Annotated in this window: 7 protein-coding genes and 1 pseudogene; all 8 read left to right on the forward strand. The window is 69.3% G+C overall.

Annotation, left to right across the window (positions count from 1 at the left end; translation table 11 throughout):
- The first annotated feature begins 19 nt into the window (after positions 1-19).
- The 8 genes and pseudogenes from ACQRUO_RS03750 (at position 20) to ACQRUO_RS03785 (ending at position 15,246) form a co-directional block, all read left to right on the forward strand.
- Entirely contained in the window at positions 20-916 is an 897-nt protein-coding gene (locus ACQRUO_RS03750; protein ID WP_428314238.1) for an alpha/beta hydrolase, read from the forward strand.
- A gap of 577 nt (positions 917-1,493) precedes the next feature.
- A pseudogene (locus ACQRUO_RS03755) lies at positions 1,494-1,637 on the forward strand (flavin reductase family protein); the annotation flags it as partial.
- Between the two features lie 711 nt (positions 1,638-2,348).
- A complete protein-coding gene (locus tag ACQRUO_RS03760) occupies positions 2,349-4,409 on the forward strand; it encodes a hypothetical protein (protein WP_428314239.1) in 2,061 nt (686 codons plus the stop codon).
- Positions 4,406-5,398 carry a hypothetical protein gene (locus ACQRUO_RS03765; protein WP_428314240.1) on the forward strand — a complete coding sequence of 331 codons (993 nt, stop codon included), beginning with the start codon at positions 4,406-4,408 and terminating at the stop codon, positions 5,396-5,398. The genes ACQRUO_RS03760 and ACQRUO_RS03765 overlap by 4 nt, the downstream gene beginning before the upstream one ends.
- Positions 5,395-10,860 (forward strand): DEAD/DEAH box helicase, encoded by a 5,466-nt coding sequence (locus tag ACQRUO_RS03770; protein ID WP_428314241.1) that lies wholly within the window; start codon positions 5,395-5,397, stop codon positions 10,858-10,860. Before ACQRUO_RS03765 ends, ACQRUO_RS03770 begins: the two co-directional genes overlap by 4 nt.
- A 194-nt stretch (positions 10,861-11,054) precedes the next feature.
- Positions 11,055-12,590, forward strand: coding sequence for a hypothetical protein (locus ACQRUO_RS03775; RefSeq protein WP_428314242.1), 1,536 nt, complete (start codon positions 11,055-11,057; stop codon positions 12,588-12,590).
- A gap of 86 nt (positions 12,591-12,676) precedes the next feature.
- A complete protein-coding gene (locus ACQRUO_RS03780) occupies positions 12,677-13,489 on the forward strand; it encodes a hypothetical protein (RefSeq protein ID WP_428314243.1) in 813 nt (270 codons plus the stop codon).
- The gene (locus ACQRUO_RS03785) at positions 13,486-15,246 is read left to right on the forward strand and encodes an Hsp70 family protein (RefSeq protein ID WP_428314244.1); all 1,761 of its coding nucleotides are present in this window, start codon (positions 13,486-13,488) and stop codon (positions 15,244-15,246) included. Before ACQRUO_RS03780 ends, ACQRUO_RS03785 begins: the two co-directional genes overlap by 4 nt.
- Positions 15,247-15,479 lie beyond the last annotated feature (233 nt).

The raw sequence follows: 15,479 nt of genomic DNA on the forward strand, positions 1-15,479 counted from the left end.
GACCGTGAGGATGGTCGGCATGGATTCCGAACTCGAAGCGTTCATCCCGCTGCTGCCCCGAATCGACCTGGCCGACGAGGTCGCCGCGCGCGGCGACTTCGCCCGGCTGGCTGCCGCAAGGCCGGTGCCGGACACCGCCGGAATCGGCATCGAGGACCGCGCCGTGCCCGGCGATCCGGAGGTGCCGGTGCGGATCTACCGCCCGCAACGGGCCCAAGGCGCCGTCATCTGGCTGCACGGCGGCGGCTGGGTCATCGGCGACCTGGAGACCGAGCACCCCTGGGCCGCCCGGCTCGCGGCCGCCTCCGGCGCGACGGTGATCTCGGTGGACTACCGGCTCGCCCCCGAGCACCGGTTCCCGGCCGCCCTGGACGACGCCTACGCGGTGACGGCGTGGACGGCCGAGCACGCAGCCGAACTCGGCATCGACCCGCAGCGGATCGCCGTCGCAGGTCACAGCGCCGGCGCGAACCTCGCGGCCGCGGTGGCACTGCGGGCGCGTGACCAGCAGGGGCCGCCGATCCGTTTCCAACTGCTCAACGAGCCCCCGCTCGACGACCGGCAGGAGACCTGGTCGGCGCGGAACTTCACCGACACGCCCTGGTCGACCCGCGCCCAGGTCACCGCCGCATGGCGGCACTACCTGGGTGCCACACCCGCCACACCGTACGCCGCCCCGGCACGAGCCGGTGACCTCTCCGGCCTGCCGCCGGCCTACGTCGCCACCGCGGAGTTCGACCCGAACCGCGACGAGGACATCGACTACGCACTGCGCATGCTGCGGGCGGGCGTGCCGGTCGAACTGCACCAGTGGCCGGGCACCTTCCACGGTTCGCAGGCCATCCTGTCCGCCGAGGTCTCCCAGCGGCAGGTCGCGGAGCTGGCCGCCGCCCTTCGCCGCGCCCTGGCCGCGTGAGGTCCTGAAGCCGACCATCCGCTCCCAGGCCGGCCGCGCCGACGGCGGCCTGAACACCCTCACGGCGTTGCTCGCCCGGGCGGGACCGAGGTCCGAGCGGCGTCCCCGCCCGTCGGCCTGTGGGACGGACGTTGGGGCTGTCCCACGTCGGGCCCGCCCTGCCGGCGCCTAGGACACGCCGAGGAGCGGGTCGGGGGTCGACGCGGCCTGCGCTGGATGGCGATGGCGTAGGCGGTCTCGCCGCGGCGTCTTCCTGCTGATGGTCGACACCCGCTTCGAGCCCGAACCGGTCGGAGGAGATGCGCAGGTACCCGCCGGGACGGCGCAGGACGAAGGTGGACAGCTCGTCCTGCAGGTTCGGGGTGACCCGGCCACCGCGGGCGTGGGCGGGAATGTCGACGCCGTCCGTGTGGGAGGACGACGGGTCGGGTGAGCCGATCTGCTCGGTCGTGACGGTGCTGCGTCAGGGCTCGTGCCTGCCGACATAGGGCACGTTCCGTCAGAACCAGGAGTTTGGTGGTGCTTTGATCCGGGGCCAGGATCTGCCGTCCGTGTGCCGATCGGGATACTGGGCGGCATGCGCGTCGACTTCGATCCCCAGGCCATGCCCACCCAGGACGTCTACCGGCTGCTCACCGCGGTGGTGGTGCCGCGGCCGATCGCCTGGGTGTCCACGGTCAGCTCCGAGGACGGTGTACCGAACCTCGCACCTGCGAGGTTCCGAGGAAAGCGATGACGATCTGGGCTCACGCTAACGTGCGCGACAGCTGCCCAGCAAGGCACTTGGTGTGGTTGGCTCAGAGCCGGCGGCGCCGTGTGAGGCGCCGGATGAGGATGTTGCCGTGGGACTCTCGCCGACCGATCCGATGCCGGGAGAAGGGGGTCGGTACGGGGGCATGCACGGCTGCGACGGTGCTCGGCGGCACCCCTGGAGCGCCGGGAACAGTGCATTGACCTGCGGATATGCGCCGAACCATCAGTGGGGTTCAATTCGCCGGCCCGAGTTGAACCATACGCACATGCCGCTCTTGCGCGGGCAACTGACGCTGCCGTAGCCGGGGGAGGCGGCAGGCCGCACTCTCACTACGTACGGTGCCTGCTGCGGACGGCGGGGCGCAATGGGGACAGCTCGATTCCACCCGTTCGAGTGGGGTCCGGGACCCGAACGGCCCGGATCCGGCAGCGAAGGAGGCGGCGCTCAGGGCAGCCGTGGCTGCCATGGGTCGGCCACATGCCTATGTGCTCGGCCCCCACAGCACCTTGATCGAGCAGAACCTTGCTCAGAAACCACCCAGGTACCCGCTAGATCCTGAGAGAGCGTCAGGAGGTGGCGCGTCGTGGCCAGTGGCGGGTTTAGGGTGACGCGGTGAAGACCGTTCCATGCCGGGGAATTTCATGAATAGGGCATCGGAACCTCTCTTTTGGGGACAGAGTGGACCATCGTTACCAGGCATGGCAGGACGTGCTGGCCGAGGAGTTCTTCGGACGGCAGCACGCTGGCCAGCCGACGCTGCTCTACGTCGACCGCGACGTGGAGCAGGAGTTGAGGCGTGGACATGGCATGGCAGAGCCCCTCGCCCATTGCGTGGGCAGGTTCCTGCGAATGGGGACCGCGGAACCGTACCGCGCGCTGGAGGACTACCGCTGGCGCAAGTGGCACCAGGACAAGAACGGCGTGCCCGCCTTCCTGCCGCTGCTGGCCTGCTCGGTGATGGCCGCGTCCCAGATGGTCAACGACGAGAACCACCATGCCAGCGCCTACCACGCTCGCTTCTCCGAGCTGCTGACCGGAGAAGCGAGCCACCTGGGCAGCCACCACTACGAGCCCATCTCCCGTATGTGGCAGGTGTTGGCCTACTGGCAGCAGGGTCAGCAGGGCGCACGGGGCCTCTGCACCATTCCCGCCCCTGCCGAGTTGCCCTCCAACCGCAGCAGGATCGGCTTCGCCCAGTCCCAGACGCTCCTCAGCGGTGCGGACCGATCCTTCATGCCGAAATTCTTCCGGTCGTTGAGGGAACGCGCTACGACCTGGCCCCAGCCGGGTGAGACGCTGCTGGCTCAGATCGAGATCCGGGGTCTGGAGCAGCATCTCTCCAAGGGCTTCCGCAATGCTCTGCGGGAAGGGGAGTTCCGCCCGTTCCTCGCCAGGCTGATCGGCAACTACGCCGCTACCTGGGACGGTTCGGACGAGCTGGTGCCCACCGGTACCACCCGGGCCGAACTCCTGGCCCGGCTGGACGCGGGGCGTCTCAGTTGGGTGGCGCGCCTGCGGTCCGGGGTACAGAGGGAGCGTATCGAGCTAAAGAACGGCATCGTCCTCGAGCAACTCGGTGACACTGCCTATTACGACGTGACCGGGCTGCCCGTGCCGACCACGGACACCCTCACCAGGGCTATACGCTGCGACGGGGACGACCTCGTGCTCAGCCGCCCCGCCTCTTCCGTCCTGGTACTCGCACGGGACGACGTCATCGGTGTGTGGGTGGGCAGCGACGGCTTCCGGTCGGGAGAGGCACACGTGGTGCTCGCTGCCGCGGGCGCGCAGCAGGACGTGCAGCGGCTGCTGGACAGGGCCGCGACCACGGGCCGCAGCGCCGACACCAGCAAGGTGGCCTGGGTGCCGCGGGGCTGGTCCATGCACAGGCCCGTCACCTTCGACGACGCGGTCACCTTGCGTCGGGCTCTCCAGGAGGTCCAGGGCGCGGTTGGCCTCCTGCGACCCCCGGCCCAGTTCAAACTCCGTCTCGAGGGTGGGTTAAAGCTGGCGCCTTCGCTCGACGCCCACGTATACCTCCGGGGAGGCGAGCCCCAGGTGGTCCTCCCGGACGCCTCGGAGAGCACGGGCCCCCTCCTGATCGACGGCGAGGAGCGGCTCGAACTCAGGAAGGGGATCGCTGCGGGCGGCTCCGTCTCCCTGGCCGTGCTCGGGCTGAAACCGGGCCGCCACACGGTGAGCTACGCAGGCGTCGAGATCGACTTTGCCACCGCGGACCAGGCCGTCGTCGAGCCGAAGATGACCAAGGTCTGCGGATTCACCGTCGCCGACGGCAGGGCCTCCGAGTCGCCCTCCCTCCTCAACGAGCAGAGCCTGCCGGCGGGCATCACCGGCGCCGACTGCACGAGCGCCACGGCCTGGGACACCTCAGCGGCCATGGAGCTGTGCCGTCGGGACGCGGACGAGCTGCTGTTCGCGGCGGCCGACGGACGGCTGTGGACGTTGGAGGCCCCGGAGCAACCGGGCTGGTGGACGGAACGTCTCCCCGACAGGCCCGCACCGCTGCGCTTTGAGGTCGAGTTCCACGGCGTCGGCGGCTGGCTCCTCGAGCGCCGGAGCGGACGGTGGAGGGGCCGCCCGGTGAACCCCGGAGCGCCGGAGCCGAGGGGTGCCGGCAACCCGCGGGCCTGGGCCCGCGCCATCGTCAGGGCTCAGCAGGCGTCCGTCGAGCCGTCGTGGGCCGCGTACGTGCAGGCAGCGAAGGAGCTGGACCGGTGACGGAAGTGATGAGCAGCACCGAGTTCGGCGGGATCCTGGTGCGCTGGCTGAGCGAGAGCCGCAGCGGCAAGGCATCCGCACTACGGGACGGGGTTCGCGGTCAGGCCCGGGCATGGGGCCTGGAGTTGAAGGAGCACGCCGACTGGGACTGGATGCGCAAGGCCGCCGCCCTCGGCTTCATCGACACGGACCTGCGCGCCGACCGCTGGTCGGTGGCCCCGCCGGTGCTGACCCGGCTGCCCCACGGCGATGGCCTCGCATTGCTGACTGGTGCGCGCACCGCACAGATCGGCAAGCGAGTCGAGGAGGCGGCACGGGAGTGGATGGAGCTGATCGCCGTCCCTCATCTGCCGGAGGCCGGTGAGGCTCCGCTGCCCGATACCCTCCTGATCCAGTACGAGGACCTGGGGACCCTCGAGGAAGCCGCGGAGTTCCTCAGCGCCCGCTACGTGCCCTGCGCCGCAATGCAGTTGATGGAGTTGCTGCCGCAGGCAGCACCGGGCCTCGAGTCTGCGCCGCCTGGTGGGAGCACCGCCAATACGCTCGAGAAGTACGAACTGCGCCTCCAGCGGTTCGTCCCCGTGGAGAGTGACGAGGGGGATGGCCTGTACCGGTGGCGCGGAGCCGACTACGCACGGCTGACCCGCGTCCGTTGCGACGGCGTCTTCCACGCGGTGGAACGCGAGACGGGCATCTACCTGGAGCTCGCCCGTCACTGCACCGGTGCGATGCGCTGGCGGCCGGAATCCGGGAAGGGCCGTTCCGTTATCGGCCGACTCCTCGTCGACCGGTACGCACCCCTGCCCGCCCTGCACGAGCGCGCTGCCGTCCTGTGCAGCGGTTTCCCGCCGTCGGTGGGCAAGCAGACGCGGACCCGCGCGTACGACAACGTGCCGAGGACGCTCGCCGAGGCGATCGCAGTCTCGCTGCAGCAGAACCTGACGATCATGCCGCGAGCGGTGGCGGCCACCAGCGGGAGGACCAAGTGAGCGCAGAACAGCAGACAGCGGCGGTCACGAGCACCGATGTCCAGGACGTCATGGGCACCTTCGACGACCTGCGCGGCGCGCTCTTCCGCTACTACGACACCCCGTTCCGCGTCGGTGATCGTTCTGTCATGGAGGAGCGGCGCAACCTTCTGGACCGGGACAACGGGGCCTGGCGCGACCCGCTGATCGAGCTGCGCCCGCAGTACGCCTCCCGGGGCGTCAGCATCGAGGACTCCTTCGCCGAAGCGGGGGCGCATCCCGACGCGGCCGAGTTTGCCAGTTTCGCTCTCCCCGACGGCGTGACCAGCCTTTACCAGCACCAGCACGACGCGTTGGTCGCCGCCTGCGGGGGCAAGGACTTCGTGGTCACCGCAGGCACCGGCTCCGGCAAGACGGAGTCCTTCTTGCTGCCGGTGCTCGCCGACCTGGTCGCCGAGTCCGCCCGCTGGCAGGGCACCCGTGCCGAGCAGCGGGAATGGTGGCGAGGAGACAGCGACCACGTACCCAGCCGGCAGAGCGAGCAGGGGCACCCCGCCGCAATGCGCGTGGTGATCCTGTACCCCACCAACGCCCTCGCCGACGACCAGCTGGTCCGGCTCCGGAAGTCGCTGGACAGCCGCGAGGCCCACGCGTGGCTGGACCGGAACCGCAACGGACACCGCTTCTACTTCGGCCGCTACACCGGAGCCACCCCCGTCTCCGGCAGCCCCGATTCCGAGCCGGCGAACTTCCGTCTCCGGCAGTACCTGCGCGAGGTGCAGGAACGGCAGCGCAAGGCCGACGAGAAGCTCGGCGAGGATCTGCGGCCCTTCATCCCGCGCCTCGGTGGAGCGGAGATGCACGTCCGCTGGGACATGCAGGCCGCGCCGCCGGACATCATGGTCACCAACTACTCGATGCTGAACATCATGCTGCTCCGCAAGCAGGAGGAGCACATCTTCAGCGCCACCCGGAAGTGGCTGGAGGAAACCGCTGGCGCTCGCTTCACCCTGATCCTCGACGAGCTCCACATGTACCGCGGCACGGCCGGCACCGAGGTGGCCTACCTGCTGCGCAACCTGCGCCACCGCCTCGGCCTCGACAAGAACCCCGAGAAGCTGAGGGTGCTCGCCGCCTCCGCCTCCCTGGAGGCCGGCCGGGACGACAAGTTCCTCGACGGGTTCTTCGCCCTGCCCGGCTCCCGGCGCGTGATCATCCCCGGAAAGGCGAAGGAGATCCGCGGCGGGGGCGACTTGGCCGTGCACACCGAACGCCTTGCTCAGGCCGCGAAGGCCCCCGTCACCCATGACGAAGCCGTCGCCCTGGCCCAGGAGAGCGGCCTCGGCCCGGCACTCCAGCACGCACTCACTCCAGGTGGCAAGCCTCGTGCTCTGCCCGCCCCCGAACTGGCGAAGGATCTCTTCCCGGCCGTCCCCGAGGAACAGCGCAAGGACGCTTTCCATGGCGTTCTGCGCGTACTCGGCCTCGCACGGGATCCCGAACTCCCGCAGCTACGCGCCCACTTCTTCTTCCGGAACATCGAGGGCATCTGGGCCTGCTCCGACCCGAACTGTCCCGACACCCCCGTGGAGCACAGCCCCGAACGGCGGGTCGGCCGGCTCTTCGCCGAGCCCACCTCCCGCTGCAGCTGTGGCGCCCGCGTACTCGAACTCCTTTCCTGCCAGGCATGCGGCGAACTGATGCTCGGCGGGTACGCCAGCCCCAAGGACACCCAGCGGCGCACGTTCACCGGCGCCCTCCACACCGACTTCCCCGACCTGGACCTGCTCCCCGACGAGGCCAGTGGCGCACCCACGGCGGCGAACTACGTCGTGTACTGGCCGCGCACCAAGGGCCTCGGCCTCGACGACCCCGGCTGGCACGCGCGCCTGTCCGACGGCGGGCCGCAGGTCAGGTTCGAGTTCCGCCGCAGCGCCTACCAGCCCGCCACCGGCCGCCTGGAGAACCGGGACGTCCGGCACACTGGATGGTCGTTCCACATCTCCGTGCCCCTGGACAAGGAGGGCAGGAAGCCGGCCTACGACCCGGCCCAGCTGCAGGCATTCCCCACCCGCTGCCCCGCGTGCGGCGACGACTGGGAGGTCAAGGTCGACCGGGACGGCCGCTTCATCCCGCTGGAATCCCCCGACCGGCTGCGTAGCGCGCCGGTCCGGCGGATGCGCACTGGTTTCTACAAGATCAACCAGGTGCTGGTGACCGAAGCCCTCGGCCATCTCCCCGCCGACCTGCGCAAGGCGATCGCCTTCTCCGACAGCCGCGACGACGCCTCCGAGCTCGCCAGCGGTCTTGCCCTGCGCCACCACCAGGACCTCCTCCGTCTGCTCAGCACCCAGGCCGTCGAGAAGCAGGGGGACCCGTTCGGAGACCTCCAGTTGGTGAAGGCCCACTACGCTGGGGAGCCCGTCGATCGCCAGGAAGCCCGTGACGCCATGGCACGGCTGCGGGACCGCAACCCGGCGGACTGGGGGCGCCTGAAGGCGATCCTGGTCGACGACCTCGACGCGGAACCGGAACTCCTGCCCGGCCTGGAGCGGAAGTTCTCCGAGCTGCCCTCGCTCGACGATCTCGCCTCCGCCCTCGAAGGCATGCTGCTGGAGCACGGCACCAACCCCGCAGGTCCCGCGGCCTCGCTCCAGCAGACCTCGGTCGGACAGCCCTGGACCGCGCTCTACAACTGGGAGCGGGACCGCGAAGAGGCGGTGGAGACCCAGGCGCAGGAGGAACTGCTCAAGCGCATCCGCTCCCGCCTCCGCCTCGAGACCGTCGGAAGCCTCTTCTCCGGCGGCGGCCGTGACTTCGAATCGCTCGGACTCGGCTGGCTCTGCCTACGCGACGACCGCTCGCCCCTGGAGATAGGCCCGGCCAGCGACCAGGCCGTGGCACGTGCCAGCCTGCGGATCCTCGGCCTGATGCGGCGCTTCACCCGCATCCGTGCCTCCCTGCAGCGGCCGCCCGCGCCGCTGAAGCGCTTCTGGACGCAGGTCGCCGAACGCCAGGGCACCGATGTGCAAACGGTCCAGGACTGGGTGCTCGGCATCTGGAAGGACGCCGTGGTCGACTACGTCATCAAGCCGGAGAAGGTGGCGCTCCGCCCCGGCGCAAACAAGACCTGGACCTGCCGCTCCTGCCACCGGCCGCACCTGCACCCGGGCGCGGGGCTGTGCACCAAGTGCCTGACCCCGTTGCCCGCCGTGCCCCAGCAGTACAGCGGCGTCCTCGAAGACGACTACTACGCGTGGAAGGCATCCCACCGCACCGGTAACTTCCCGCTACGCACCGCGGAGCTGACCGGCCAGACGGACCGGCTGGAGGCCCAGCGGCGGCAGAGCCTCTTCCAGGACGTCTTCCTCGGCGACAACGACATCCCGCAGGCGGACGGCCTAGAACTGCTCTCCGTGACCACGACCATGGAGGCCGGTGTCGACATCGGCCCCCTCAACACCGTGATCATGGCCAACATGCCGCCCACCCGCTTCAACTACCAGCAGCGGGTGGGGCGCGCGGGCCGACGCAACAGCCCGGTCGCTGTGGCCCTTACCGTCTGCCGCGGCCGCAGCCACGACGAGCACTACTTCGCCCGCCCGGAAGCCATCACCAACGAGCCGACCCCGGAGCCCTACCTGGTCCTCGGCATGGTCTCCGTCTTCCGACGCGTCCTGCTGGGAGAAGTCCTGCGCCAGGCCTTCGCGCTCCTGCAGCCGGAGGACCGCCGGAAGGGACCGGAGATGACGGCCAACGTCCACGGACAGTTCGGCTTGGCCGCCGACTGGCCGCTGCACCGCGGTGCCGTCCGGTGCTGGATCGCCGAGCACCCGGACCGCATCCGAGCTGCTGCCGCCGCCCTCCAGGCCGGAACGCCGGAGAGCATCGCCGCCATCGATCCGGTGGCCGCGATCGGCGAACTCCTCGGCCAGGTCGGCGAGGTGGCAGCCCGGACAGTCGGTCACTCCGACCTCAGCCAGCGTCTGGCAGAGGCGGGTCTCCTGCCCATGTTCGGCTTCCCGACCCGCTCCCGCCTCCTCTATCGGAGCATCCCGCAGAAGACCTTCCCCTGGCCGCCAGCCGATTCCGTCAACCGTGACCTAGCCGTCGCCCTCAGCAAGTTCGCACCGGGCAGCGAAACCCCGCAGGACGGCCGTCTGCTCCGCTCCCAGGGAGTGGTCTCCCTCGTCCCGAGCGGACGCGGAGTGCAGGCGGCCGAAGACCCGTTCGGACCGGAGCAATTGGTCGCCATGTGCCGGATCTGTTCCCACGTGGACCCGCAGGCCGTTGCCGACCCGGAAACCAGGTGCGCCGGCACCTGCCCCGCCTGTGGTGCGGAGAGCAAGTACTACCGGGCCGTGCCGTTCCGGGAGCCCGCGGGTTTCCGGGCCGCCCGCGAGGCACGGGACTATGACGGGTACCGGGACCTCGGCTCCAACGCCACCAGCGCACGGACAGCGACCGACCTGGAGAAGACCGCGCCGCGCATCCACCGGGCCGCCGACGACTGGATGGTCGTCCACACCGGCAGCGGCGACCGCTACATCGTCAACACCAACGCCGGAAAACTCTTCCGGTTCGTCAAGAACACCGGCCCCTGGCGCGGATACCTCGCCCTCGACCATCCGAAGGCGGAAGCCGACCTGGAGATCGCCCTCGGCGCCACCCAGCACACCGACATGCTCTTCATCGGGGCCAAGGGCGCCCTCGACACGACCCGGGGCCTGCGCTTCGACATCTCGAAGTCCCAGCAGACCGACGGCTTCCCCGAGGCCTACCACGGTCGGCGCGCCGCCTGGTACTCGCTGGCGGCCCTGCTGCGCCGGGCCGCCGCCCCGCACCTCGACGTGCAGCCGGAGGAACTCCTGAGCGGCATCCATGGCTCGGACGCCCCGGTAGCCGCTCCCGTCATGGCCTACCTGGCGGACAGCCTCGACAACGGCGCGGGCCTCAGCACCCACCTCGGTTCGGAGGAGCACATCGAGGAGTTCCTCCAGGCGGTCGACAGCTACGTGCACGAGCTGGAGGCAGATCGTCATGCACGGAGCTGCCGCAGCTCCTGCTACGCCTGCCTGCGCGACTACTCCACCATGCGCCTCCACCCGCTGTACGACTGGCGGCTCGCCCGCGACCTGACCGACGCCCTGCGCGGGCGGAAAGTGCAGGTCGACCTCAATGAGCACGCTGTCCTGCTGAAGGGTTGGGCAGACGAGGAGACCACCGTCAGCCTCAAGGAGACCGCCGCCGGACCGGTGGCACTCTTCACCTCGGACTTCACCGGCGAGCCCGTCGCGGTCGCCGTCAAGCATCCGCTTGAGTCCGTCGGCGAGGAGTGCGGGAACGAACGGCTCCAGGCTCTGTGTGACGAGATCCGCGGTGGTGGCCTCGCCACCAGAATCGCATTCGCCGACTCCTACAGCCTGGACCGGACCCCTGCCGCGGTCATCGAGCAGGTGCGTACATTCGCGGAGGAACTCTGATGCCGGCGCGGGTTCCGCCGGTAGCGGACCACGACGAGCGGGCCCGACTGGAGGCGCTGCGGCAACGCGAGATAGCCCGCCGCCTCGCCCTCCGCCAGGCCCGGACCGTCGGGGAAGCTCCGCGCGTCGCGGACGCCGCCGTAGGCCCTGCGCCGGTTGTTCCGCGCCACAGGCAGCCAGCACCGGAACCGGTCATGCCCCAGCCAGTCCCAGCAGGATTCACCGACCGGGAGGCCTGGGAGCGCGCCCGCTCCTTCGCTGAACTCGTGCTGCCCGATGTGCTGAAGAAGGAGACCCGAACGCTCTCCGCGCAGAAGCTGACCGGGGCCGCCGCTGATGCGGCGTCCCGGCAGGACGACCCGGTCGAGGGCATCTCCCTGCTCGTCATGGCAAAGGACCACGGGCTGGACGTCTTCAACGACCGGCTCGATGCCCGCGCCCGTGCTTTGCTGGCGGACAAGCCGCTGCCGCTCCCGGGGGAGCCGGGCAGCATGTGGCAAATCTACCAGGACGACCGCCGCCTGATGGAGAGCAACCTGCCGGCACCTCGACAGAGAGCGCTCCTGGCGGTGCTGCCGCAGTCGCTTCTCGACGACTACATCGACGAGGAGTGGATCGGCGCGGTCCCCGAGCGCGACGGCACCTCCCGTGCGGCCTACTTCCGCGCTCGCCTGGACCCGGCATCCCTCGCCGACGAGGAGATGGACCTACTGGCCTGGCCCCTGGAACGGGATCGCCGGGAGGCCGGCCCGGGAACGGAACCCGGCCCTGACTGGCCGCAGGACTGGCGCCTGCTGGTGAGACTGCAGGCCAACGAGGCGGAGGCCATCGTCGAGGAGTGGACCGAGCTCCTGCCGCCGACACAGAAGCTCCTTGACGCCCTGCGCCGGGCGCGGCGGACCGGAGAGATCCCGGACGACCTCGTCGCCGACGAAAGGCTCTGGGGCCTCCTGGAGCGCATCCACCCCCATGTGCATAACGCGCGCAACAAGAAATTCAACGACTGGATTGGCGTCCGAACCCTGATCAGAGCCGTGCGACAGATGCACCGCGCCCTCCTCTGCGAGGACGAGGTCACGGCGGAGCAGCGAAGAGAGGTAGCGCTCACCATGGCCGCAGGGCGCCGGCACCATTCGCAGCCGGTGCGCTGGGAGGCCCAGAACGTCCAGGCCTACCTTCACGCCGGCCAGGAGACGACGGAGTCCCTCGAACTCCTGGAGCAGGACACCGAAGGCCGTCCCCCGGCGGTGGACCAGCTCGGCACAGGTGCCGTAACGACGCTGCGGAGGAATCGGGGCTTCTTAAAGGACCGGCATCTCGGAGACCGTGACCAGCCACTCAACCCTTATCTGGTGCTCGGCGTGCCAGACGGTGCGGATGACTGGAAGAAGTCCTGGCGAGCCCTGAGGAAGGAACTCGATGACAACGGCCGCGTCCGGATCAACCGCGCCAAAGACATGATCGAGAAGGCCGAGCGGGAGCAGCAGGAGGTACACCGGTTCGTCGTTCCACTCGCCCCGCAGCGTTGGAAGGACCCCACCGGCAAGAGCCACCGGCTGGAACTTCCACCCAAGCCTCTCCAGAGGCTCACCGAGCCGCCAGCGCACAGCGACCGCGAGTGGTCCCGTACCGAGGCGGCCCGAGAAATAGTCACCAAGGTGACAGAACGCCTTTCCCCGGCTGCTGAGGACCCCGCAGCCCCTGATGCCCCAGAGAGCAGCGCATCGTGAGCAATAAAGCCGGTAAAGGTGACAGTGGTTCCCGTCCCCGTGACGGATCCCGGGGGAACCGGGGACGCGGGCCGAACGGCGGAAGCGTGCGCAATCGGGGGGAGCGCAGGGCGGCCGCGGCTGCTCCCTGGCGGTTCATCGAGAGCCACCTGCCTGAGTTCACCCCGGGAACCCTGGATGCTGCCGCAATCCTGAAGTCGGTCAACGAGACGCTCCTGCCCGTAGTGGAGAAGGAGTTGGAGGAGGCGACGAAGAGACTGGGCCTGGCTCTGGCCGACAAGGAGACCGAGGCCGATCTGGTCTCCGTCTTCCGGGTCGAGCTGATGCGAAGAGTGCTTCCCCAGTTCACCGAAGCAGTGCGCAAGGGCGTGCTGGAGAGCATCCGCACGCGTCAGATGCATCTGGCCCAGCTGGCCGTCCTGCACCGGCAGGCGCTGGAAGCGAAGACCTTGCAGGTGGTGCTGACACGTCTCGATCACGAGGCGGCGAGGGCCGGCCTGCGGATCGTCGGGGACACGGGTGAGCAGTCGCTGTTCAACGTCGTGGAGGACCAGCCTGGCGCGATGAAGAGCGGCCCGGTCACCTTTGAACTCGTCGCGCCGGCCTACGTCGACAAGGAGTCCGGGAAGCTCGTCGAACGTGGCTGGTTGCGGGCCGTTGCCATGGTCGCTCCCGAGGAAACCGCGCGCCAGCAAAGGCGTGGAACAACCCACGGCGAAGCTGGGAGGAGGAGACGGCCGGAGAAGGAGGCTCCTGCACAGCAGGAGAGGAAGAAGCACGACCGGGGTCAGGACCCCGAGGGGCAGCAGCGCAGAGGCAACGGGCAGCGAAACGGCGCGCCACGGGGTGGCCCTGGAGGTAACGGGGACCGCCGGACGAGCCAAAGGGGGACGCGATGAGTTTTGGAATCGACTTCGGCACCAGCAACTCCGTGGTGGCTCACTGGAACGGGCATACCGCCGAAGTGCTGCCGCTTGACGGCGACAATGTGCCCGCCCAGTGGCAGATGTCGGAGTTCGAGCAGCTCTTCCCCTCCGTGCTGTCCGTTCGGGACCTCCAGCGCACCCTCTGCTTCGGCTGGCAGGCGAAGACGGGCACCAGCGAGCCGCTCGACGCTGTGAAGCGCATGCTCGGCACCCGCTCCGGCGCCGCGAAGGACGTCGACGTCGACGGCCTTGAGGTTGCGGCCCAGCTTGAGGAACACCACGTCTGGGTCGGCTCGGAGAAGTTCCACAGCACGGTCGCGGCCGCCTCCCTCTTCAGCCGAATGAAGGAAGGTGTCTCCGGGCAACTGCTCAACCTATCCGACGCGGTCGTCACCGTCCCCGCCAATGCCACGGGCGGCGCACGCTACCGCACCCGTGCCGCAGCAGCGCTCGGCGGAGTGAAGGTCCGGGCCCTGCTCAACGAGCCCACCGCGGCTGCGATCTCGTACGCCCATGATGTTCCGATCCCCGGTCGTTTCCTCGTCTTCGACTGGGGCGGCGGCACCATCGACGTCACCGTCCTTGAATACGACGATGGCCTCTTCGAGGAGCAGACCTCCCGAGGCATCACCGCCCTGGGAGGCCTGGAGTTCGACAACGCGCTGGCCAGGCTGATCCAGCAGAAGATCGGGCTGACCGCGGATCAGCTCACCAAAGCCGAACGCCGTCGGTGGCGCCGCGCAGTCGAGCTGACGAAGATCACCCTGTCCTCCGTGCCGATGGACGGTGCGCTCTTCTTCGACCTCCCGGTCGGCCTCGCCCCCTCGATCTCAAGACGTGAGGTCAGGATCGAGGCGGCTGAGTACGCCGAGGCGATTACCCCACTCATCAGCCGTGCCCTGGGACCGGTCCAGCACGCTCTGGAAGACCTCGCCATCACCCCGGACGACATCGACTCCGTCCTTATGATCGGCGGCACCTCGCAGATCCCCCACGTGCGTCACGCTCTGGGCGAGCTCCTCGGCCACGACCGCATCGTCGACAGCGGCCTGTGCAGGCCCATGACCGCCGTCGCCCGAGGTGCAGCCATCTATGCAGCCTCTCTCGACGGCGAGCTCGGCGACGACAGCGACTTCTCGCTGGTGACCAGCTATGACCTGGGAACGGCCGTGAGCGCGGGCGAGCAGAGAGGCTTCCGCGCCATCATCCGACGCAACGCCACGCTTCCTGCGGAGGGCTCGGCGAATTTCTACCCGGACACGCCGGGCGCTTCCTTCGTACGTGTTCCGGTGATCGAGGGTGAGGTCGGCTACGCGGCCGACAGCGACCGGGCCTTCCCCTTGGCCAACATCGAGGTGGCTCTCCCGACCCGCGAAGAGGACATCCGTCGGAACAAGATCGAGATCAAGTTCCGCTACAACGAGAGCGGTCTCCTGCGCTTCACCGCCACCCACGCAGCGACCGGCAAGCAGCTTGCTGAGCGTGAGATCGATTCCTTCGGCCCTGACGGCACCCCACTGCAGCACGGGCTCGGTGATGAACTGACCCGCCTCTTGGCTCACACCGTCCGCCCGTTCGCCGATGGCTCCTTCAACGTCCGACAGCTTTCGGCAGCCGAAACGGCCAACATCCGCCCCACACCAATCGACATGTCCGTGCGGGTGGTGGAGGCTGACTCGGCCGTGACGATCAACGGCGAACCGCAGGGCGTGGTGAGAGGGAGCCTTTGACGGGTCCATCAGCAGGGCAGTCGCCCGCGAAGCTCTCCAGCCCCGCGCCGGAGGCGAGGTGGACCTCCTCGACATGGTCGCCCCGGGCGAGGTCGAAGTCCCCGGGCCAGGCCAGGAACCGGGCAGCTTCATCGGGGTCACGAATTGCGGTGATCAGGGAACGCATGCGCGGCACTCTAGGCACTCTAACGGCCCGCCTGCCGGGGCGGCAGCTGCCAGTCGAACGGCCACAC

The organism is Kitasatospora sp. LaBMicrA B282, from assembly GCF_050325825.1.
Taxonomy (GTDB): Bacteria; Actinomycetota; Actinomycetes; order Streptomycetales; family Streptomycetaceae; genus Kitasatospora.